The following is a 21,735-nucleotide window of genomic DNA, read 5'->3' as shown; positions in this document are numbered from 1 at the left end:
CCGTCAAGTCCCGTGGGATTAAGAGTGTTCGGTCCAGAAGGACGCTGCCGGCTGGGCCGGGTTCATGAACCCCGCGCCGTCGAGAACGGCCTGCAGCTTTGGGCCTGGAGTGCCCTTGAGAGTGAAGGATTTGCCCAGCGCCTGGGCCTTGTTGCGCGCCGCGAGAAGCGACTGCACGGTCGTGACATCGGCCTGGCCGATGGCGCTCGTGTCCACTGCGATTGCAGCGTGCTCGGCAATGGCCGATTTGAGCTGGCCGAGAAAATCCTGGGCCGATTTGACCGAGAGATCGCCGGTCAATGCGAGCGTGAAGGTGCTATTCCCGGTCATGCCAAAAACCGGGCTGGGTAGTTGATCCGCGATGTCATAATGCTCTCAGGCTTTGGGTCGTTAACAACCGATGAACGGTATGAAGTAATCAGGCGACGAGCGGTCGTCCGGCTAGATGTCTGACTATGCTCGAAGCCGTATTCCCATCCGGCCTGACACTGATAATTTCATGGATGACTTAATCATTGGTTACATGACCAAGTTTTTTACCAGTCTAGATCACGCATCCTTAGTATAACTTCCGAGTTAATACATGAGTCTCGCTAGAGTAACCCATGAATCGATTCAGAGTCCAAAGGGGAGGAGCGTGAATCCGGGCAAATAGACTCTGTGCTGATTCAGAGTCCAAGCTTTGCCAATATTATTTGATTCAACGCAGCTAATGCAGTCTTGACGCAAATGGGGGCCTAAAACCGCTCTCCGAGCGGCTCTTGGCCGCCGCCAAATAAGGCAAAGTGACTGCCTTTATTCTGCCCAAATGTAAAACCGCATTTGGGACGTGTCAGAGCAAAACGCATCGAAAACGGCAAAAATGACCGCTTTCAAAGGTTTGCGCTCATTCGCGCAAAAAGCTGAACCCTTTTAGCAAGGCAGATTCGGATCAGCCTTGGGGCCAGTCGTAATGCGGTTTTGCGAGGTAGGTGAGATCGTCTGCGTCCCCGGCAATACGGCGGAGAAGTAACTCACCGAGATGCCGGCCAGCGGCTACGAAATCCTCGGCCACTGTTTCCGCTGCAGGCTGGAACTGCATGAACATCGAGGACGACTGCTTGGTCACGACATGCGCCGTCTTGCCCACAACAAGACCTGCTTCATTGAGCCCACCAATAATGGCAAGGGCCGAGACTTCCGAGGCGCAGATATAACCATCCGGGCCATCAGGGCGCTTCGAGCGCTTGATGACGTAGTTGCGGATCGCATCGGTGGGGCTGCTGAGATTGACATCCGCGGCAAACTCGAAGGCAATCCCCGCTTCGCGCGCGCCGCGCTCCACCCCGGCTTTCAAATGCCCGGTATAGGTCAGCGCACTATCGGGCAGAACGATCGACACCTTCTTGCAGCCGAGCGCCGCAAGGCGCAGCGTCGCGTGATAGGCATAGTCTTCATTGTCGAAATCGACGAAGGGATGGGCGTCGGGCCATTGGCTGCGACCATGGCTGACGAATGGAAAGTCATTGTCGAGCAAGAAGCGGATGCGCTCGTCAAAGGCTTCGGCTTTCGAGAAGATGACACCATCGGCCATGCGATTGCGCACAATATGCCGGATCGGCTCGATTGGCTGCATGTTGCGGAACAGCGGCGTGATGACGAGGTGATAGGCGGTGTCGCGCAGGGTCTCGGTTATGCCGGTGACGAGCGACGTGCCAAAGCCATAGATCTGTTCGTCCGGCTCGAGAACCAGCGAAATCACATTGGTTCGGCCGGTCTTGAGGCGGAGGGCCGCGCGATCAGGCAGATAGCCGATTTCGGCCGCGATGCGCTGCACGCGGTCGCGCGTTTCCTGGGCCAGTTCCGGCGCATTATTGAGCGCGCGCGAGATGGTGGTCACTGCAAGGCCCGTCATCTGGGCAATCGTCTTCAGCGTGGGCTTGCCGGATGGTTTTACACCGCGCTTGGCGCGACCGTTGGCCGGCACTTCGTCTTGCGACACGTTTATCCCCTCACCCGTCCACATGGGGACGACACCAAGGCCGAAACAACACCAGATTGGGCAGGATAGATCAAGAAAAAGAGCGTATCCGCGGGCTCATCCCAATGGCATTCGGCCGGAAAACCGTCAAATACCGGGTCCAACACGGTCTGGACTATTCTGACGTACGTATGTCACCATACCATACAAGAATCTGACCCTGCTGTGCGCCGCCTTTTGCGGCCACCGCAGAAGGGGTTCGGGATGCTGCCAAAGGCAGTGGGAGTTAAGGTTCGTGCTTTGGCACGGCGTGAGGAGACAAGATGCGCAAAGTTGGCATCGGCATTATCGGCTTGGGCAATATTTCGGCGGCCTATCTGAAGGCCGCCAAGGATTTTCCGGTTCTCGACATCAGGGCCGTGGCGGATCTCAACCCCGCGGCGGCCAGGGCCCGCGCCGATGAGTTCGGCCTCAGGGCAGTGACCATCGACGAGATCTTTGCCGATCCCGACATCGAGATCATCCTCAATCTCACCATCCCCAAGGCCCATGTCGAGGTTGGCCTTCGTGCCATCGAGGCCGGCAAGCACGTCTACTCGGAAAAGCCGCTCGGCGTCGTCTTTGCCGAAGGCAAGAAGCTCGTCGAAGCCGCCCGCGCCAAAAATCTCCGCGTCGGCTCCGCCCCCGACACCTTCCTTGGCGGCGCCCACCAGACGGCGCGTCGCGTCGTCGATGAGGGCAAGCTCGGCCAGGCCGTTGGCGGCACCGCCTATTTCATGTGCCCCGGCCACGAGCGGTGGCACCCCAATCCCGCCTTCTATTATGAAGAAGGCGGCGGCCCCATGCTCGACATGGGCCCATACTACATCACCGATCTCGTCAATCTCCTCGGACCCGTCGCCAGGGTCTCCGGCTTCGGCACCATGCTGCGCGACACGCGCACCATCACCTCGGAAGCGCGCAATGGCGAAGTCATCCCCGTCCATGTCCTGACCCATGTCTCGGGCACGCTGGTCTTTGCCAATGGCGCCGTCGTGCAGATCTCGATGAGCTTTGACGTTGCCGGCCACAAGCACGTGCCGCTCGAGATCTACGGCACCGACGCGACCCTCATCGTCCCCGATCCCAACAATTTCGGCGGTCAGGTCGAGCTCATGGAAAAGGGCGGCCAGTGGACCAATGTCGACACCGACCAACCCTATGCTGACGGCAATTACCGCTCGATCGGCCTCGCCGACATGGCCCATGCCATCGTCGAAAACCGCCCGCACCGCGCCAATGGCGACCTCGCCTTGCACGTGCTCGAAGTGATGGAAGCCTTCGAGACCTCCTCGCGCACGGGTCAGGTCGTCGAGATCACGACGCCCGTCACCCGCCCGGCGCCACTTGCGACCTCGCTCGTCGATGGGAAACTGGGGCGATAAAACCAGCGCTCCGCCTTATCCTTCCTTCAGCCCTCGTGGTGACGTGCTTGCCTTGCCAGGTCACGCACCATGAGGGCCTTTGCGGACGACCAAAGTCCCAACGAAAATGATATGAATTCCGGGTCCATAACCGCCCAGCAGCCCGATCCACGCGGTCCAGCCCAATCCGGGGCGAAAATCTGACAGCCGCTGCGTGTTTTTTCGGCCCCAAAGCCGCTTTTTTCGGGCTTTGAGGATACATTGGACTTGTTACATTCGGAAAACTCGTTAGCTTGCCGATCCTCTAATCGGGAAATAAATCATGGCTATCAAAGGCACCGTCAAGTTCTTCAACACGACCAAGGGTTTCGGCTTCATTACGCCAGAAACCGGCGGCAAGGACGCATTCGTCCACATTTCTGCCGTGCAGCGCTCCGGCCTGGACGGTCTCTACGAGAACGACAAGGTTGAATATGACCTTGAGTCCGGCCGCGATGGCAAAGAGTCGGCTGTCAATCTCAAGCTGCTCTAATCTCGCGATCGACATGGAGGGGCGCTGAATGGCGCCCCCTATGGTTTGCCTGCCGCCGGTCCGGGAGTAGTTGTTCCGCCGAGCGGATATGGCCGCAGCGCAAATGCGCTGCCAGCTCGCTCAGTCACAGGATGACAGAGTTTGAGCGCACAGTCCCAATGACTGCGCCGATCCTTTTAGTGATAAAACTCTAGGCCAATCGCCCTAAGCGGCACTCATCGCATCGGCACGCACCGATTGCGGCAGAACGAATGTCCCCGCTCTTGGCGCCAGGCCAACGCGCAGCGGCACATCGAACACACGCTCAAGCACCGTGTCCGTCAGCACCGCCTCGGGCGGACCGCTCTCGACGACCCGGCCATCGCGCAGCGCGAGGATCGTATCGGCATAGAGCGCGGTCAGGTTGAGATCGTGCAGCACGGCGATGACGCCGCCGCCCTGGCGGGCAAAGCGTTTGGCGACGTCCATGATCATCAACTGATGTTTGATATCGAGGCTCGACACCGGCTCATCGAGGAAAAGATAGCGCGGCACGCCGTCGATGACCGGCTCCCAGACCTGGCAGAGAACGCGCGCCAATTGCACCCGCTGCTGCTCGCCGCCCGAAAGCTCACCATAGAAGCGACCGCCAAAGCCGCCGAGATCGACGCGCGAAAGAGCCTCGTCCGGCAGGTGATGTAACGCGCGGCGATCGACACCCGGCCGCCCCACCGTCAGCCCCATGGCGACGACTTCGCGCACCGTGAATGGAAAGGGCAGATTGGACGATTGCGGCAGTACGGCACGGAGGCTGGCAATTTCAAGCGGGCTCATCTGCGCGATGTCGCGCCCATCGATCGAAATCACGCCGGAATAGGCATGGTCGCGACAAAGCGCTTTGAGCAGCGTCGACTTGCCCGAGCCGTTGGGGCCGATGATCGCCGTCAGTTTTCCGGAGGGCGCGCTGAGCGACACGTCGTCGAGGATTTGCCGCGCGCCGAGCGTTACCGAGACGCTGTCGATGTCGATCATGATTTTACCAAGCAAAGGCGCTGCGGCGATGCAGCAGGATCCAGAGGAAGAACGGCCCACCAAAAGCTGCCGTGACGATGCCGATGGGCACTTCGGCCGGCGCGACGATGGTGCGGCTCAGGGCGTCGCAAATGAGGAGGAAGGTGGCGCCAAGCAGCGCGCTGGCGGGCAGCAGATAGCGATGATCCGGCCCGATCGCGAGCCGCAGAAGATGCGGCACGACGATGCCGACAAAACCAATGCCGCCGCTGACAGCGACAGAGGCACCGGTCGCTGCCGCCACGGCGACGATGGTGATGCGCTTGAACCGCTGCACGGGCACGCCGAGATGCGACGCCGTGGCTTCGCCGAGCGTCATGGCATTGAGCCCCTTGGCGAGGAAACCGGCGACAACCAGCGCTGCAAAAATGATCGGCCCCGCCGCCAGAACCTTGATCCAGGTCGCCCCGGCGAGCGACCCCATGCCCCAAAAAGTCAGATCGCGGAGCTGGTTTTCGCTCGCGATATAGGTGAGCACACCGGAAAAAGCACCGGCTAGCGCGCCGATGGCGATGCCGGCGAGAAGCATGGTGGCGATGGCCGTCTGTCCGCCGCGCGTCGCGACGCGATAGAGGACGAAAGTGGTGACGAGGCCGCCGCCAAAGGCCGCAGCCGGCAATGACCAGATGCCGAGCGCGGTCGTAAAGGGCGCCAGCGCCGTGCCGCCAAGCACGATGATGACGACCGCGCCAAGTGCGGCGCCGCTCGACACACCGACAAGCCCCGGATCAGCCAGCGGATTGCGAAAAAGGCCCTGCATCAGGAGGCCCGACACCGCCAGGCCAGCGCCGATCAGCACGCCAAGCACCATGCGTGGCAGGCGGATATTGACGATGACGGCATAGTCGCGCAGTGCATCGGCCCCTTCCGATCCCGAGATCAAGGAGCCGATGAGATTTCCAAGCGAGGCGCCCGAGGCGCCGGTGGTCATGGACAGAACCATGGCTGCCAGCAGCGCGAAGACCAGCGCAATGACGGTAATGCGGCCGATATGGCTGCGATCGCCGTCGGGCCGGGTCCGTGCGCCGCTTGCGGCAAGTGACATGGTGCTGTCCATTTCAAACCGCCTTAATGCGAGGCTTGTCCGTAAAGATGATCGGCAAGCTCAGTGGCGGCAGCCGCCGTGCGCGGGCCAAAGCCGAGGAGATAGGCGCCGTCCATGCGGTAGATCGCCTTGTTCTGCCCCGCCGGGGTCAGGGCGATGGCCGGGTGTTCGAGGAGCTCCGTTTCCGTCGCGCCATGGTCGCCACCGCGATCCATGAGGAGGATCACATCAGGCGCCGCAGCAGTGATGGCTTCCTCGGAGAGCGGACGATAGCCTTCATACTCGGTGATGGCATTTTCGGCGCCAGCCAGCGCGATGATGCCATTGGCCGCCGTGCCGGTTCCCGAAGCCTGAATCTGGCCGCCCTGGTTGGAGAGGATGAACAGCACCTTCTTCGGCGCTTCCACCGCATCGGTGCGGGTCTTGAGCGCGGCGAATTCGCCTTCGAGCTTTTTCGCCAGCGCCTCGGCCTTATCTTCAAGACCCAGCGCTTCGCCAACGGCCCGCACCTTTGTAAGAACGCCCTCAGCCGAATAGCCTTCCGGCACGGTCTGATATTCGACGCCGGCATGCGAGAGCACTTCAAGCGCTTCCGGCGGGCCGCTGCCTTCGATGACGAGGAGGCCGGTCGGATTAACCGAAAGCACGCCTTCCGGCGCCAAAGCGCGCATATAGCCGACATCGGGCAGGCTCAACGCCGCCTCGGGGAACAGCGCCGTCTGGTCGCGGGCGACGAGCGAACCTTCGGCACCCAGTTCATAGATGATTTCGGTCAGCGAACCGCCGATCGACACCAGGCGGCTCGCATCGGCAAATTTGTGCAGTTCCGCAGCCGAAAGCGGCGCCACGGAGAGCGAAGCTGCCATCAGCACAGCAGCAAAAGAGGAAAAAATGCGCATGTTTGACAAATCTCAGGCAGCGTTGGGAGTGGAGAACAGCGGCAATTGCTCGACGACAGCGCGCCATTCGTCGCGTTCGCCATGGCCTTCATGGCGCTTGCCGAAGAACTGGATGATCAGTTCGCGGTTCTCGTCATAGAGTTCGACCGAGGTGACATGGCCGTCCTTGGTGGGCTTGCGCACCGCCCAGGCCGCGACGGCGTGGTCGATCCGCAAGTGGAGGTGGAAGGTTTCATCCATGACATTGAGCCATGGCCCCATGGGCGAGACCTTGTGGATCGGCCCGGAATGGATCTGGATGCAGCCTTCATTGCCGGCAAAAACCATGATCGGCAGGTCGGTCCCCGCCACCTTGCGGAACATACCTTCGACGGCGGCATGATCGAGCTGCCAGGCGAGATCCTCACCCACGGTTTCAATCGCATCGAGCCGGGGATAGTTGAGCTTCTTGATCAACCCAAAGAACTGGTGCGTGTCCGTCATCGCTTCCCAGCCCTCGCGAAGCTCGGAGAGCGGCGCGGGCGCGGCTTCCGGCGCGGCCTTCACATAGGGCGAGACCTCGAGCGTATCGACCTGCTCGTCGTGACGCAGTTCGCTGACGAGCTTGGTCCAGGCTGCAACATCGGTCGCCGGGCGCGCATGGACCTTATGGACCGCATTGCCCGCACGGTCGAAAAACTGCAGCGAGCGCTTGGTCGTGCCATCTTCCATGGCCTTTTCCAAGGCATAGCCATGCACCCAGCGGCTTGGGAAAATGCGCAGGTCGATCTGTTCGCCCAAGACGATCGAGGCATGGGCATTGACCGAGACGCCCTCATAGATGCCGATCTTTTCATGCACCGCGCTTTCATTGCGCGTCAGCGCCATGACTTCGCCGACGCCCGTCAGGCCATGGAGCAGCGCCGACATATCGACCTTGAGCCGCGTCGCCGTATGGCCGACTTCGGCGGCCACCAACTGGCCCTCGCTGATGGAATGGATGCGCGCAAAATCGCGTTCGCGCATCTGCGGATTGAGAGCCCGCAGGCGGCGGATGTCTTCGGCGGTTTTGGATGTCGGTTCGGTCACAGCGCGGGCCTATTTGGTGAGAATGAGCTTGTCCTGCCGGGTGACGCGCAGCCGGTAGATCATGCCCTTGTGCTCGATCTGCAGCTCGGAACCCCCATTCAGAATCTCGGAACTCGAGACAATTTTGATGGGGGAAACGGCGGAGTCAGAGCCACTCGGCGGCATGATTTATCCAACGACTTCATCGCCTTAAGGCATCGAAAACGAATACCTCGGCAAGAGAATTAAACTTGACTCACATAGCCATATTAAATTATCAGCGCAATAGGTGAATGAAAGAGTCAGCATTCTTTCAACCGGTCAGCCCGCCTCCCGCCAGCCAGCCGATCACAAAAAGACTTTTAAAAAACTGGAGACAGACATGGGGCTGGTCAGGTCACGCGCGGCCGCGCTTTTGGGCGGCGTCGCGCTGGCGCTCGTCGCGCAGCAGGCAGCGCAGGCGCAGAACGTCAACGCGACGAATATTACTCTTCTTGAACGTCTGGTTATCGGTGCGGGGGCGCCGAAAGTTGCCATCAATACGCCTCAGGCGGTGACGGTGCTCAACCAGGCCGATATCGATAAGGAACAGGCCGACACGACCGGTGCACTCTTTGCCACCGTTCCCGGCGTCACCGTCGTCGGCAGCCAGCGTCAGTTCGGCGAGGCCTTCAATATCCGCGGCATCGGCACCACCGAAAACTCCTCGGACGGCTCGCGCGTCATCATCAACATCGATGGTGCGCCAAAATTCAACGAGCAGTACCGCATGGGCTCGTTCTTCTCCGATCCCGAGCTTTACAAGCAGGTCGAAGTGCTGCGCGGCCCGGCCTCATCGACGCTTTACGGCGCAGGCGCCATTGGTGGCGTGATCAACTTCACCACCAAAGACGCATCCGATTATCTGCGGGACGGCAATACCGGCGCGCTGCGGGTCAAAACCTCGCTCGACACCAATGGCCTGGGCACGCTGACCTCGGCGGTTCTCGCCCAGCAGGTCACCGACACATTCGAAATTCTCGCCGCCGGCAATTGGCGCCGTCGCGAAAATGTCGAACTCGCCAAGGGTGGCGAACTCGCCGGCTCAGGCTTCGACACATTGTCCGGGCTCATCAAGGGCACCGCCCATTTCGGCGACAATAACGAGCAGGAACTCAGCCTCTCCTACCAGCGCTGGACCAGCGATGCCAAGGATCAGGCCTATGCCCAGACCGGCACGTCCTCGCTCTTCGGCGTCACCGATCGCGCCGTGCTCGACCAGACTGCCGTGCTGCATTGGGAAAACCCGGCGACCGACAATCCCTGGGTCGATCTCAAGGTCAATCTCAGCTATTCGGACACCCAGAACGACCAGACCAATCACCGCTACGCCCTCGGCGCGCCGCGCACCGTCATCGGGCCGGTCAATCCGGCCTTCCCCCAGAACGTGACGGCCGACAGCATCCTTCTCGATACCCGCTATGGCTACAAGACCTGGCAGCTTACCGCCGACAACACGATCGAATGGATCGGCGACGGGTTCGAGAACTATCTGACCACCGGCTTTGCCGCCTCGACGCAGGACCGCACGGTGGTGCGCCCCGGTACGGCCATTGCCTTGCCGGCACACCCGCAGGGCACCGAGAACAAGCTCGGCATCTTTGCCCAGAACGAATTCATCTGGGCCGAGAAGCTGACCTTGATCGCCGGCGCGCGTGGCGACTTCCACTGGGTCAATTCAACCACCGGCGCCGCCAATATCGAAGACAGCGCCTTCTCGCCGAAGCTCGCCGCCCATTATGAACTGACGGACAATATCGGCGTCTTCGGCTCCATCGCCCATACCGAACGTCTGCCGACCATCGATGAGCTCTATTCCGTCGCGGCCGCTTCGCCCGGCCGGTCTGCACCAAAGTCGACCAGCCTTGGCCTTCTCAAGGAAGAAGCCAATACGATCGAAGCCGGCTTCTCGCTTTCGGGCAATGATCTGCTCACCTCCGGCGACACTGCCGCGCTCAAGACCACGGCCTTTTATAGCGACCTGACCAACCTCATCGCGTCCAACACCGCCCGTCCCTTCGGCGGCGCCACGGTTCCCTACTATGGCAATATCGGCAAGGCGCGCATTTATGGCGTCGAGGTCGAAGCCTCCTATGATGCCGAACTGCTCTATGCGAGCCTCGCCTATGGCATCACGGTGGGCGATAATCTCGTCAACAACACGCCGCTGACGACCGTACCGCAGAACAAGCTGGCGCTGACCATGGGCATCCGCAATGTCGAATATAATCTCGACATGGGCGCGCGCCTCACCATCGCCGATCAGGGCCGCTACATCGTCGCCTCCGGTCCGTTCGGTGCCGATGGCCCGGCCGATGCCTATGCGACCGTCGACCTCTTCGCGTCGTGGAAACCCGAGACCGGCCCCCTCGCCGGCACCGAGTTGCAGCTCGGCATCGACAACCTCTTCAACGCCGATTACCGCCCCAACCTCTCGATCGATCGCTCGACCGGCCGCACCTTCAAGGTGACGCTCGCCAAGCAGTTCGACTGGTAATCCTTTAAAATTCAGAGACTTACGATCCTCGCGGCGGCCTTCGGGCCGCCGTTTTCATTCCCGCTGAAATCCTCTTTACATATAATAGTACTTTATAATAGCGTCCCTCCATCGCCCGAAGCGAAAACGCCGGGCGGTCTTTTGGGAGGATCCATCGTGAGCATCATCACCAAGCTTGCCATCGCGGCAAGCCTCGCTACCGCCTTGTCTACCGCTGCCTTCGCGCAGGATATTTCGGGCAAGGTCGTCGGCTTTTCGCAGATCGGCTCAGAATCGGGCTGGCGCGCTGCCGAAACCTCGGTCACCAAGCAGCAGGCCGAAGAACGCGGCGTCGATCTGAAGTTCGCCGACGCCCAGCAGAAGCAGGAAAACCAGATCAAGGCCATCCGCGGCTTCATCGCCCAGGGCGTTGACGCCATCCTCGTCGCTCCGGTCGTCGCCACCGGTTGGGACGATGTGCTCGCCGAAGCCAAGGACGCCGAAATCCCCGTCGTGCTGCTCGACCGTGGCGTCGATGCGCCCGAAGATCTCTACCTGACCTCGGTTGCCTCCGATCAGGTCGAAGAAGGCCGCGTTGCCGGTAACTGGCTCGTTGGCGATGTTGGCACCGAGCCGTGCAATATCGTCGAACTCCAGGGCACCGTCGGCTCCACCCCGGCGATCAATCGCAAGAAGGGTTTTGAGGAAGCCATCGCCGGCCACGACAACCTCAAGATCACGCAGAGCCAGACCGGAGACTTCACCCGCTCCAAGGGCAAGGAAGTCATGGAAGCCTTCATCAAGGCGACCAACAATGGCGCCGATATCTGCGCTGTCTATGCCCACAATGACGACATGGCCGTCGGCGCCATCCAGGCGATCAAGGATGCAGGTCTCAAGCCCGGCACCGATATCAAGGTCGTCTCGATCGACGGCGTGCCGGATATCTTCACCGCCATCGCAGCCGGCGAAGCCAATGCCACGGTCGAACTGACCCCGAACATGGCCGGCCCCGCCTTCGACGCCCTCGCCAAGTTCTGGGCTGACGGCACGGAACCGGAAAAGTTCATCATCACCGAATCCAAGCTCTACACCTCGGCCGATGACCCACAGGGCGAATACGACCGCCGCAAGGGTCTCGGCTACTAAGGCTTAACCGCAGGATGGGCAGCGGCGCACCGCCGCTGCCCAAACCCACGACGTCATTCCCGCGAAAGCGGGAATCCCTTTCCCGAGGTGGAGATTCCCGCTTTCGCGGGAATGACGCGGTGATGAATAATGAATTCGCCGTCCGAGAGGCGGCAGGGGAGAGGCAATGGCGGAGACTGGCTACGCGCTCGAAGCGCGCGGGATCGTCAAGATTTTCGGCAATCACGTGGCGCTCGATAAGGTCGATTTCGGCCTCCGCCCCGGCGAAGTCCACGCCCTTCTCGGCGAAAACGGCGCCGGCAAATCGACGCTGATCAAGATCCTGACCGGCGCCTATCAGCCGACGCTGGGCGACGTGATCGTCGACGGTGCCCCCGTCACCCTCAATAATCCGCAACACGCCCAGACCTATGGCATCGGCACGGTCTATCAGGAGGTCAATCTCCTCCCCAACCGCTCCGTCGCCGAAAACCTCTATCTCGGCCACCAGCCGACCTGGTTCGGTTTCGTCGACCGCCGCAAGATGGAGCGCGATGCGCGCACTGTTCTTGCGCGCTATGGCCTAGACATCGACCCCTCGAGCGAACTCGGCGCCCATTCCGTCGCCGTCCAGCAGATCGTCGCCATCGCCCGCGCCGTCGAACTCTCGGGCAAGGTCCTCATCCTCGACGAGCCTACCGCCTCCCTTGATCGCAACGAGGTCGAGCGCCTCTTCGACATCATTCGCGATCTCAAGGCTCAGGGCCTTGCCGTCGTCTTCATCACCCATTTCCTCGACCAGGTCTTTGCCATCGCCGATCGCGTAACGATCCTCCGCAATGGCAAGCTGATCGACACCAAATCCCTCGACAATCTCACACGCACCGATGTCGTACGCCTGATGCTGGGCAAGGACATCGCCTTTTCCGGTGCCACTCAGCTCGAAGAAAATCGTCCGCTCGGCGAAGTGCTGCTCGACTTCAAGGGCTATGGCAAAAAGCGCAGCGTCATGCCCTTCAATCTCACCATCCACAAGGGTGAGGTCGTCGGCGTCGCCGGCCTCCTCGGCTCGGGTCGCACGGAAATGGCGCGCATCATGTTCGGCGCCGATTCCGCTGACGAAGGCACCGTTTCCGTTGCCGGAAAGCCCACCTCCATTTCCAAGCCCACCGATGCCATCGCCCACGGTTTCGGCTTTTGCCCGGAAGATAGAAAAGCCGAAGGTATCTTTGGCGATCTTTCGGTGCGCGAAAACATCGTGATTGCCCTCCAGGGCAAGCTCGGCTGGTTCAGCGCCCTGACGCGCGACGAGCAGATGGAAATCGCCGGCCGCTATGGCGAATCCATGGATATCCGCGCCGCCTCGCTCGACATGCCGATCAAGCTGCTTTCAGGCGGCAATCAGCAGAAAGCGATCCTCTCGCGCTGGCTTGCCACGGACCCGACATTCCTCATTCTGGATGAACCGACGCGCGGCATCGATGTCGGCGCCCACGCCGAAATCGTCCGCACCATCAATCGCCTGCGCGATGAGGGCCTGGCGCTCGTCGTCATCTCCTCCGAGCTCGACGAGGTCGTCGCCTATTCCTCGCGCATCGTCGTCATGCGCGATCGCGAACTGGTCGCCGAGCTCAATGGCGAAAACATCAATCCCGGGGTCATCGTGCAGGCCATCGCCAATCATAAAGACGGGGTGCAGGCATGATCCGTCGCTCGCTCCTCAAACTCGCCAATCCCCAGCTCCTCGCGCTGATCGGCGTCTTGCTAATCAATTGGCTCCTGTTCCCCAATTTCTTCCGCGTCACCTGGCAGGATGGCCGCTTTTTCGGCTCCTTGATCGACGTTCTCAATCGCGGCGCCCCGGTCGCCATTCTCGCCGTCGGCATGGTCGGGGTCATCGCCACCAAGGGCGTTGATCTCTCGGTCGGCGCCGTCATGGCCGTGGCCGGCGCTGTTGCCGCCACCATGGTGGTCGCCGGCTATCCCGCGCCTATCGCGGTTGTCGCCGCCCTCGTCGTCGGCCTCCTTTGCGGCCTCTGGAACGGCATCCTGGTCGCCATTCTCGATATCCAGCCGATCATCGCGACGCTCGTCCTGATGGTCGCCGGCCGCGGCATTGCCCAGCTCATCACCGAAGGTTTTATCGTCACCTTCACCGATCCGGTGCTCATCTATATCGGTACCGGCTCCTTCCTCGGTTTCCCCATGGCCGCGGTGATCGCGCTGGTTCTCATGATCATCGTGACGCTCGTCGTCCGGCGCACCGCCATCGGTCTCTTCATCGAGGCAGTCGGGGTCAATCGCGCCGCCGCCAGCCTTGCCGGCATCCGCAGCCGCATGCTGCTGCTCCTCGTCTATTCCCTCTCCGGCCTTTGCGCCGCCATTGCCGGCATTATCGTTGCGGGTGACATCCGCGGGGCCGATGCCAACAATGCCGGCCTCTGGCTCGAGCTCGACGCCATTCTCGCCGTCGTTATCGGCGGCACTTCGCTCCTCGGCGGCCGGTTCTCGGTGCCGCTCGCGGTCGTCGGCGCCCTCATCATCCAGGCGATGAACACGGGTATTCTGGTCTCGGGCTTCCCGCCCGAATTCAATCTCATCGTCAAGGCGGGACTGATCTTCATCGTGCTCGTCATTCAGTCGCCGCTCGCGAGCCGCCTCGCGCCGCCCCGTATCAAACCCGTCGCCAAGGCAGCCGCGAAATGAACCGCTCGCTTCGACCCCTCGTCGCCACGGCGCTGATCTTTGCCATCGCCTATGCGCTGGCCGTCATGCAGTTCCCTTCCATGTTTTCGACCCGCGTGCTCGGAAACTTCCTCACCGACAATGCCTTCCTCGGCATCGCGGCCGTCGGCATGACCTTTGTCATTTTGTCCGGGGGCATCGATCTCTCGGTTGGGGCCGTCATCGGGTTCACGGGCGTCCTCGTCGCCGTGCTGATCTCCTGGCTTGGGCTCCACCCGCTCCTCGCCTTTGCCATAGCAATCATAGTGGCCGGCGCGTTCGGCGCGATCATGGGCCTCGCGATCCATTATTTGCAGGTGCCCGCCTTCATTGTCACCCTCGCGGGCATGTTCCTCGCCCGTGGCGGCGCCTCGGTGATCACGCGCGATTCCGTGCCGATCAACCACGAATTCTATGCCTGGATTTCCGACCTCACCATTCGCCTCTCCGGCGGCGGGCGCCTTAGCGTCATCGGCCTCACCATGGTCGCGATCTTCATCATCGGCGCCCTCCTCGCCCATCGAACCAAGTTCGGCTCCTATGTCTATGCACTTGGCGGCAATCCGGTTTCCGCTTCCCTGATGGGCGTGCCGGTCGCGCGCACGACCGTGGCGATCTACGCGCTGTCCTCCATTCTCGCGGCCATTTCCGGCATCGTCTTCTCGCTCTATACCTCGGCCGGCTATCCGCTCGCCGCAGTCGGGGTCGAGCTCGACGCCATCAGCGCCGTCGTCATCGGCGGCACGCTGCTTACCGGCGGCTATGGTTTTGTCCTTGGCACCTTTATCGGCGTCATGCTGCTTGGCCTTGTGCAGACCTACATCATTTTCGATGGCACGCTGTCGAGCTGGTGGACCAAGATCGTCATCGGCATTCTCTTGTTCCTCTTCATCGTGCTACAGCGCCTGATCTTCGTCGCCTCTGCCCCCGGAGAGAAAACCTCGAAGGCCTAGTGTAAAGACGCCATCATGATAGAAGCTGGCAGCCTCATCCGGTCCCTTTCCGGCCGGCACGCTGCGCGCAATTTCCATACGTTCGTGATCAACGAAATCGGCCGGGCCATCATCAGTGGTGAGTTCCCGGTCGGCTCCGTTTTGGCCAGCGATGCCGTCATGATGGAAACCTATGGCGTCTCCCGCACGGTCCTCCGCGAGGCGCTCAAGACGCTCGAGGCCAAGGGATTGGTCGAAGCCCGACCCAAGGTCGGCACCCGCGTTTCGCCGAAAAGCCGCTGGAATTTTTTCGATAGCCAGGTCCTCGCCTGGCATTTTCACGCCCCGGCCGACCCGGTCTTTTACAGCAATCTCTTCGCCGTCCGCGCCGCCCTCGAACTCCCCGCCGTCGAAGGCGCCGCCCGCCACCGCACCGCCGAAGACGTCCGCATCATGAAATACTGGCTGCACCAGGCCGCTACCGCGGGCGACAGCGTGGAACAATTCGGCCTCGCGAGCCTCGAAATCCACAGCCAAATCGCCGAAGCCTCGCAGAACACCCTTTTGCGCGGGGTGGTGGGTGTCGTCGAACTGCTTCTGGCTTTGGCGCTGACCCGGCAACCCGAAACGCTGCAGGCCTATTGCGCAGAAAGCATCGAAAACCTCGAAGCGGTTATTCAGGCGATCGAGGCGGGGAAGGTGGATGCCGCGCGGGACCATCTCGCAGCGGGCATCGCGTTGGATCACCAACGGATTTTGGACCGCACCTAGCTGTGCACCAGTCCCATACACCGGCTGTCACCCCGGCGAAGGCCGGGGCCCAACTCCCGCTCTCGGGGAGCCGCAGTCGGGTGGGTACACCTAACTATCTCAGGATGGGCCCCGGCCTGCGCCGGGGTGACATCCTGTGAATGTGGTCCTCAGCCTACCACTCAAACGCCGGCCCATCGACCCGCGCGCCCAAGAAAAACACATCCGACATCAGCCGCAGCGGCGCCGCATCGACATCGCTTTCGTGTGCTTCAAGCAGATCCGCGAACCGGTCATACATGGCCGAATATTCGAGATCGCCATGCTCGAGCACGACCTCGCCATTGACCCGCAGCGTACGGCCGCCGCGTTCAAGCTTGATCTCGTTGCCCTGGCCCGTCGTAAACCGGATGGTCCAGACCTCGCCATTTTCCTCGAGCCAGTTGAACCCGCAGGAGAGATCAGGCTGATGCGCCTGGCTCGATTTGAAGGCGATTTCGACATCGACCGGGGTCTGCCGGTTTTCGGGGAAAGTCAGTGTTGCCTTATCGACAAAGACCGGGAACGGCATGACTTTCGTGAAAATCGAAAATGCATTGATGCCAGGATCGCAGACACCGAACCCGCCGGGCTCCCAGACCCAGTCCTGCCCCGGATGCCACTTGCGCACGCTTTCGCGCCAGTCGATGCGCGCCGACGTCACGCCTTCTTCGGCAAGGATCACCTTGGTCCGATCGACCGCCGCGTTAAACTGGCTGTGCCAGGTCTGGTAGAGCACGCGATCGAGGCGCTTGGCGTGCGCGATCAGGTCGTCGAGTTCGGAAATCGTCGTCGTCGGCGGCTTTTCCATCATCACGTCCTTGCCAGCGTCGAGCGCCTCGCGAACGTAGGTGTGGCGAATGCCCGGCGGGGTGCAGATGGAAACGAGCGACACGTCCGGCATGGCGGCATAAAGCTCGGCCGGCGTCTTGAACACCGGCACGCTGCCATGGCCGACGCCGCGGGTCGAAACCGTCGCGGCCAGTTCGAAATCATCCGAAGCATCGATTACCGGCAGGTGCTGGTCCTGCGCGATCTTGCCGACACCAATCACCGCGATTTTGCGCTTGGCCATAAACAGTCTCCAAAAGCCTTCGGCAGGCTATAGAGCAGAGCCTGCAAACGCCGCCAAGACCCTGCCGCGCAAAAGTATGATTTTAATGCTTATTAGGACGCCGGCGGCTCCCAAAGCTCGATCTGATTGCCTTCGGGATCATGGATGCGCGCAAAGCGCCCGGTCTCGGGTGTGTCCCACTCATCCGGCCGCGTCTCGACGGCGATGTCGGTAGCTTTGAGTTGAGCAATCAGCACATCGAGATCGTCGACGCGGAAATTGATCATCCATTGCTTGTCGGCCGGGAAATAATCGGTGCTGTCCTTGAACGGCGCAAACACCGTCATGCCCGCCTCCTGGTTCCAGAAGCCCGGCACGCCGAGATGAGTTTCGTACCAATCCGCGAGCGCCTTCGTATCCCGCGCCCGAAAGAACACGCCGCCAATGCCAAGTGCCTTTGCCATTTCCAGTCTCCGCTGATGCCCACCGATCTTGGCACGATCCCATCTAAAACGCGATGAGATCCGCCTTTTTTAGCAGGACCGGTACATATAGCCCGGCATGCCCGGCGGCTGCAGGTTGCGGTCTCGTAGAATGATGGAAAATTGGCCGCCACGCGCAGCGCAAGCTTGTTCGAAGAAGCGGCTTTCGGTGTCGGTATATTCGATCTCGAGCACTCGGGCGCCGTAGCGCTCGGCATAGGGCCCGCATTCGTCATATACTTGGCAGGATTCGGTGATGGCGAAATCGAAGGCCGGAAGGTCCGCGCGATCGAGGAGTTCCACGCCATTCTTCTGGCCGAAGGCCAGCCCGAGACCATGTGCTTTATCGATAAGCAGCCCGACAAAGGCGAGATTGTCCTCGATTTTGAGGCGACCGTCCGAGCGGGAATAGGTGTCGAGATTGTCCGCCTCGATGGCGTCGTAGCCATCCCTGGCGCAGCCCTCGATCCAGTCGCCGACAATGTCGGCAAGGGCGCCGCGCTTGGCCGCGGTGCTGGTATCGAGCAGATATTCGCCCGGCCAGTTCTCGTCCTCGACCGGCCGTCCGTCGGCAGTGAGGATCAAATCCGGATGATCGCCCTCCCACCACGCGTTTTCGCCGGGCTGCGTCTGGAAGGCGTTGACGTAGCACACATTATAGAGCCCCGGCGCAGACGCTTCGCTCCGGTCGCGGCTGACGATCCTGGTGCCCGCTGGCGGCGTATAGGCGCCGCCGAGCTGTGAATCATATTGCGCGCCGGCCGCCGGAAAATCCTTGGCCAGAACGCTCGCCGAGGACAAGCAAGCGAGTAGGACGAGGGCCAGCCGGCGCATCGCTAAACGCTCGACATTTCGCGCAAGAGCAGCGCTGGGCGGATGGACAACACACGGAGCAATGTCGTTGCGCCCAGAATTGCGGTGACGCCGATGAGGCCGACAACGACGATGCCGATCGTCGATGCATCCACCGTGAAGGCGACATTGAGCAGAACCTGGGTCAGCAGCCAGGCCGTAAAGATGCCAGCTGGTATCGCAATCAGCGCGGCAAACAGCGAGAGCAGCAGGAACTGCAACAGCGCAGCAACGAGGATTTCGCCGCGCCGCGACCCCAGGACCTTATAGAGCACCGCATCGGATTCGCGCTGACGCCGCCCCGCGGCAAGGCTGCCGATGAGGATGAGAAGGCCATTGAGCACCGCAATGCCGCCGACGCTCGCGACCGCGAAAGAAAGCTGGCTGAGGGCCTCCGTAATGCGGGTCAGCGTTGCGCCGATTTCGATGAACTTGATATCGAGGAATTCCCCGGCAAGGAAGCGCTCGACATCTTCTTCGCGGCCGGGTTCGGCCGTGACGGCGGCCAGCAGCGTCGTCGGATAGGCATCGAGCGCGCCGGGCGAGAAGGTCACCAGAAAGTCGATCCCACCCTGCCAGGCATAATCGCGGAAATTGCCGACCTTGGCGGTGATAGTCTCGCCAAAGATTTCAAAACTGATCTCGTCGCCGAGTTTGACGCCGAGCCCCTGGCGCAGGTTCTGATGCAGTGACACCAACGGTTCGCCCGAATAATCCCCTGGCCACCAAGTGCCTTCGACAAGGCGCGAAGCGGACGGCAGGACGGCACGAGAGGTCATCGGGATTTCGCCCGAAAGCAGGAACGAGGCCTCCGGCCCATTGGCCGAGAGAGTGTCGACCGGCGTACCAGCAATAGCGGTCACGGCGCCGCGCAACATCGGGGTCGAGGTGACGAGCGCAATGCCGTGCTCCGGCCCGACATCGGCTTGCAAGGCTTCCATTTCATCGGGGAAGAGATCGGAGGCGACAAGCGTCGGCGCATCGAACACCGAGGCGCCCAAAAACTCGTTGCGCAGGTTGATCGCCAGAACCTGGACGACGACGAGGATCACCATGGCTAGGCCCACGGCGGTGACAACAGCCGAGGAATTGCCCGCCGAGCCAATGATGGCGCGGAGGCTTTGCCGCAGCGGCCGCCAACGCGGCGATGGCAGGCGCGACAGACCCGATAGCGCAAGGCGGCTGCCAAGCTGCAGCAGCAGTGCCGCGGCAATGGCGGAGCCGACAAAGGCAAGAACGAGCAGCCAATCACCGGTCAGTACAACAGCGAGCCAGAAGAATAAAAGGATCGCGACGGCGAGCGGCAACAGTTCGGCCGAACGCAGGAAACGGCCCCATTGGATGCGCGGCGCACCCAGCCCCTTCGAGCGGAAGAGGCTCGCAGGCGACACCATCTGCGCCTGAACCAGCGGCAGATAGGAAAAGGCAAAGGCGGTGAGGAGACCCACAGCGCCGGCAACAAGAATAGCCAACACATCGATATCGCGCGCCAGCGGAATGCCGATGGCGGTGCCGACGGCCGGCAGCACGAAGAGGCCGATGGTGACGCCAATCACGACCCCAAGGCCCACACCGATAAGACCAAGCGCCAGCACCTGAACGAGGAAATGCACGAGCACGCGCCAGCGCGCTGCCCCGAGGCTGCGCAGCACCGCAATAACGCCGGCGCGCTCGGCGATATAGGCCGACATCACGCTCCAGACGCTGACGCCGCCGATCAGCAGCGAGCCGAGGCCGACGACGAGCAGGAAGCCGGTGAACAGCTCATAATAGCGCAGCATGGGCCCGAGCCCATCGAGCGCCGAACGGACTTCCCAACCGGAATCACCGAGCTCGCCGACGAGCCGCGCGCGTTCGCCTTCGGTGTCGCTGCTCGCGAGCAGCAGCTTGTAGCGGAAATTGGTGCCAAGGCCCGGTAGCGGCGAGGTGCGATCGGACACATGGGCAAAGCCATCGGTGCTCAAAAGCGTCGCAAGACCCAGGCGGAAGCCGCGCACAGGACCATCGGGGAAGCCGGTGAGAACGCCGCGAACCTCGAAGTCCGTCCCACCGATCATGATGGTGTCGCCGGTTTTAAGGCCAAGCTGGTCGAGCATGACCGGATCGACCAGCGCCCCAAACATGCCATTCTGTTCTTCGAGCGCCGTGAAAGGCGCGGTCTGCGCATCCGCATTGTCGGTATAGACGCCGCCGAGCAGAGGATAATTTGGGCCGGCCGCAACGAGATCGACAAAGGCCTCGCCCGTCGCGGATTCCGCGCTGAGATTGGTTTCGACCGTGCTCGCGAGGGTGCCCGCCTGTTCGAGAATGGCGATTTCGCTGGCATTGGCCGGGCGATCGGAGCGGGTGAATTCGAGATCGCCGCCCATCAGCAGCGCCGCGTTCTGGTCGACGGCGCGGGTGATGGCCGATGAGACCGAGGACACGCCCGCGATCAGCGCCGTGCCGACGGCAAGGCAGATGATAAGGAGGGAAAAGCGCGCCCAATCGCCCGCCATTTCCTTGAGGCCCACGCGGGCCGCCGCAAAGAAGGCGCGCATCAAACCTGGCCCGTGGTTTCGGTCAGTTGCCCCTGTTCCATGGTGAACTTGCGGTCGGTGCGCTCCGCGAGGTGCGGGTCATGGGTGATCATGACGATGGCAGTGCCGTTCTGACGCGCCAGATTGAACATAAGTTCGACGACGACGGCGCCGGTCTTCTGGTCGAGATTGCCCGTCGGTTCATCGGCGAGCAGCAATTTGGGCTTGGTGACGAGCGCGCGGGCCAGACCGACGCGCTGCTGTTCACCGCCAGAGAGCGCGGCGGGCCGATGATCCAAACGCTTGCCGAGGCCAACGGCATCGAGCGCAGCCGCAGCTTCCTTGCGCACTTCGGCTAGCGGCAGGTCGGGCCGGGCGATTTCGAGCGCGAGCCCCACATTGTCGAGCGCGGTCAGGGACGGGATGAGATGAAAACTCTGGAAGACGATGCCGAGCGTCTGGCGGCGGAAGACGGCCATGGCGTCTTCATCGCGCTTGGTGATGTCGGTACCCGCAATCGTGATCGAGCCGGCGCTGGCGCGTTCGAGCCCGGCAAGTAGCATCAAAAGCGAGGTTTTCCCGCTGCCTGAGGGTCCGACAATGGCCACAACCTCAGCCTGGCGGACGGTCAGATCGACACCCCGCAAAATGTTGAGCGGCTTGCCTGCGACCTCAACGCTATAGTCGACGTTATGAGCCGTAACGAGCGCATCGGCAGAAGGCGTCGCCCGTTCGCGGATATCGGACTTGCCCGGAATGGTCTGGGTCGGTTCAGACGACTGCACGCTGCCTCCGGCGTTTGCT

20 protein-coding genes are annotated in these 21,735 nt (G+C 61.7%); 8 read left to right on the top strand and 12 right to left on the bottom strand.

Translation table 11 applies throughout. From position 1 onward, the window contains the following. Window positions 1–18 precede the first annotated feature (18 nt). Window positions 19–330 (bottom strand): STAS domain-containing protein, encoded by a 312-nt coding sequence (locus ASG47_RS18340; RefSeq protein WP_061911687.1) that lies wholly within the window; start codon window positions 328–330, stop codon window positions 19–21. 601 nt (window positions 331–931) lie between these two features. Then, complete coding sequence (locus tag ASG47_RS18335; protein WP_061911686.1) at window positions 932–1,981, bottom strand: LacI family transcriptional regulator; 1,050 nt, start codon at window positions 1,979–1,981, stop codon at window positions 932–934. 302 nt (window positions 1,982–2,283) lie between these two features. On the opposite strand from ASG47_RS18335, the gene ASG47_RS18330 reads away from it, so the two are divergent. Continuing rightward, a complete protein-coding gene (locus tag ASG47_RS18330) occupies window positions 2,284–3,384 on the top strand; it encodes a Gfo/Idh/MocA family protein (protein WP_061911685.1) in 1,101 nt (366 codons plus the stop codon). A gap of 301 nt (window positions 3,385–3,685) precedes the next feature. Then, on the top strand, window positions 3,686–3,895 hold the full coding sequence (locus ASG47_RS18325; protein WP_061911684.1) for a cold-shock protein: 210 nt from the start codon (window positions 3,686–3,688) through the stop codon (window positions 3,893–3,895). Window positions 3,896–4,099: 204 nt separating this feature from the next. Here ASG47_RS18325 and ASG47_RS18320 read toward each other — a convergent pair whose 3' ends face one another. The 5 genes from ASG47_RS18320 to ASG47_RS20480 are packed head-to-tail and all read right to left on the bottom strand — an operon-like array spanning window position 4,100 to window position 8,122. Continuing rightward, window positions 4,100–4,906 (bottom strand): heme ABC transporter ATP-binding protein, encoded by an 807-nt coding sequence (locus tag ASG47_RS18320; RefSeq protein WP_061911683.1) that lies wholly within the window; start codon window positions 4,904–4,906, stop codon window positions 4,100–4,102. Window positions 4,907–4,910: 4 nt separating this feature from the next. Continuing rightward, on the bottom strand, window positions 4,911–5,990 hold the full coding sequence (locus tag ASG47_RS18315) for a FecCD family ABC transporter permease (RefSeq protein WP_244487133.1): 1,080 nt from the start codon (window positions 5,988–5,990) through the stop codon (window positions 4,911–4,913). A gap of 23 nt (window positions 5,991–6,013) precedes the next feature. Continuing rightward, entirely contained in the window at window positions 6,014–6,889 is an 876-nt protein-coding gene (locus ASG47_RS18310; protein WP_061911681.1) for a heme/hemin ABC transporter substrate-binding protein, read from the bottom strand. A gap of 12 nt (window positions 6,890–6,901) precedes the next feature. Then, window positions 6,902–7,957: a hemin-degrading factor gene (locus ASG47_RS18305; RefSeq protein WP_061911680.1), complete on the bottom strand. Its 1,056-nt coding sequence runs from the start codon at window positions 7,955–7,957 to the stop codon at window positions 6,902–6,904. Between the two features lie 9 nt (window positions 7,958–7,966). Continuing rightward, window positions 7,967–8,122: a hemin uptake protein HemP gene (locus ASG47_RS20480; RefSeq protein ID WP_082460720.1), complete on the bottom strand. Its 156-nt coding sequence runs from the start codon at window positions 8,120–8,122 to the stop codon at window positions 7,967–7,969. Window positions 8,123–8,318: 196 nt separating this feature from the next. Between ASG47_RS20480 and ASG47_RS18300 the strand changes: the two genes are divergently transcribed. The 6 genes from ASG47_RS18300 to ASG47_RS18275 all read left to right on the top strand — a co-directional run bounded on the left by ASG47_RS18300 (window position 8,319) and on the right by ASG47_RS18275 (window position 16,006). Continuing rightward, window positions 8,319–10,472, top strand: a complete 2,154-nt coding sequence (locus ASG47_RS18300; protein ID WP_061911679.1) for a TonB-dependent receptor domain-containing protein — start codon at window positions 8,319–8,321, stop codon at window positions 10,470–10,472. 156 nt (window positions 10,473–10,628) lie between these two features. Beyond that, window positions 10,629–11,600, top strand: coding sequence for a galactofuranose ABC transporter, galactofuranose-binding protein YtfQ (gene ytfQ, locus ASG47_RS18295; RefSeq protein ID WP_061911678.1), 972 nt, complete (start codon window positions 10,629–10,631; stop codon window positions 11,598–11,600). 166 nt (window positions 11,601–11,766) lie between these two features. Next, window positions 11,767–13,284, top strand: a complete 1,518-nt coding sequence (locus tag ASG47_RS18290; protein ID WP_061911677.1) for a sugar ABC transporter ATP-binding protein — start codon at window positions 11,767–11,769, stop codon at window positions 13,282–13,284. After that, a complete protein-coding gene (locus ASG47_RS18285) occupies window positions 13,281–14,285 on the top strand; it encodes an ABC transporter permease (RefSeq protein ID WP_061911676.1) in 1,005 nt (334 codons plus the stop codon). The genes ASG47_RS18290 and ASG47_RS18285 overlap by 4 nt, the downstream gene beginning before the upstream one ends. Then, window positions 14,282–15,256 (top strand): galactofuranose ABC transporter, permease protein YjfF, encoded by a 975-nt coding sequence (gene yjfF, locus ASG47_RS18280; protein WP_061911675.1) that lies wholly within the window; start codon window positions 14,282–14,284, stop codon window positions 15,254–15,256. Before ASG47_RS18285 ends, yjfF begins: the two co-directional genes overlap by 4 nt. A gap of 15 nt (window positions 15,257–15,271) precedes the next feature. Next, window positions 15,272–16,006: a FadR/GntR family transcriptional regulator gene (locus tag ASG47_RS18275; RefSeq protein WP_061911674.1), complete on the top strand. Its 735-nt coding sequence runs from the start codon at window positions 15,272–15,274 to the stop codon at window positions 16,004–16,006. Window positions 16,007–16,160: 154 nt separating this feature from the next. Here ASG47_RS18275 and ASG47_RS18270 read toward each other — a convergent pair whose 3' ends face one another. The 5 genes from ASG47_RS18270 to ASG47_RS18250 all read right to left on the bottom strand — a co-directional run bounded on the left by ASG47_RS18270 (window position 16,161) and on the right by ASG47_RS18250 (window position 21,716). Next, window positions 16,161–17,099, bottom strand: coding sequence for a Gfo/Idh/MocA family protein (locus tag ASG47_RS18270; RefSeq protein WP_061911673.1), 939 nt, complete (start codon window positions 17,097–17,099; stop codon window positions 16,161–16,163). Between the two features lie 92 nt (window positions 17,100–17,191). Next, complete coding sequence (locus ASG47_RS18265; RefSeq protein ID WP_061911672.1) at window positions 17,192–17,542, bottom strand: VOC family protein; 351 nt, start codon at window positions 17,540–17,542, stop codon at window positions 17,192–17,194. Between the two features lie 69 nt (window positions 17,543–17,611). Further along, complete coding sequence (locus tag ASG47_RS18260; protein ID WP_082511842.1) at window positions 17,612–18,394, bottom strand: endo alpha-1,4 polygalactosaminidase; 783 nt, start codon at window positions 18,392–18,394, stop codon at window positions 17,612–17,614. Between the two features lie 2 nt (window positions 18,395–18,396). Further along, a complete protein-coding gene (locus ASG47_RS18255; RefSeq protein ID WP_061911670.1) occupies window positions 18,397–20,952 on the bottom strand; it encodes an ABC transporter permease in 2,556 nt (851 codons plus the stop codon). Continuing rightward, complete coding sequence (locus ASG47_RS18250; RefSeq protein ID WP_200940974.1) at window positions 20,952–21,716, bottom strand: ABC transporter ATP-binding protein; 765 nt, start codon at window positions 21,714–21,716, stop codon at window positions 20,952–20,954. Before ASG47_RS18250 ends, ASG47_RS18255 begins: the two co-directional genes overlap by 1 nt. Window positions 21,717–21,735 lie beyond the last annotated feature (19 nt).

The sequence above is a fragment of the Devosia sp. Leaf420 genome, from assembly GCF_001425445.1.
Taxonomy (GTDB): domain Bacteria; phylum Pseudomonadota; class Alphaproteobacteria; order Rhizobiales; family Devosiaceae; genus Devosia.
This window is presented reverse-complemented; position numbering and strand designations above follow the sequence as displayed.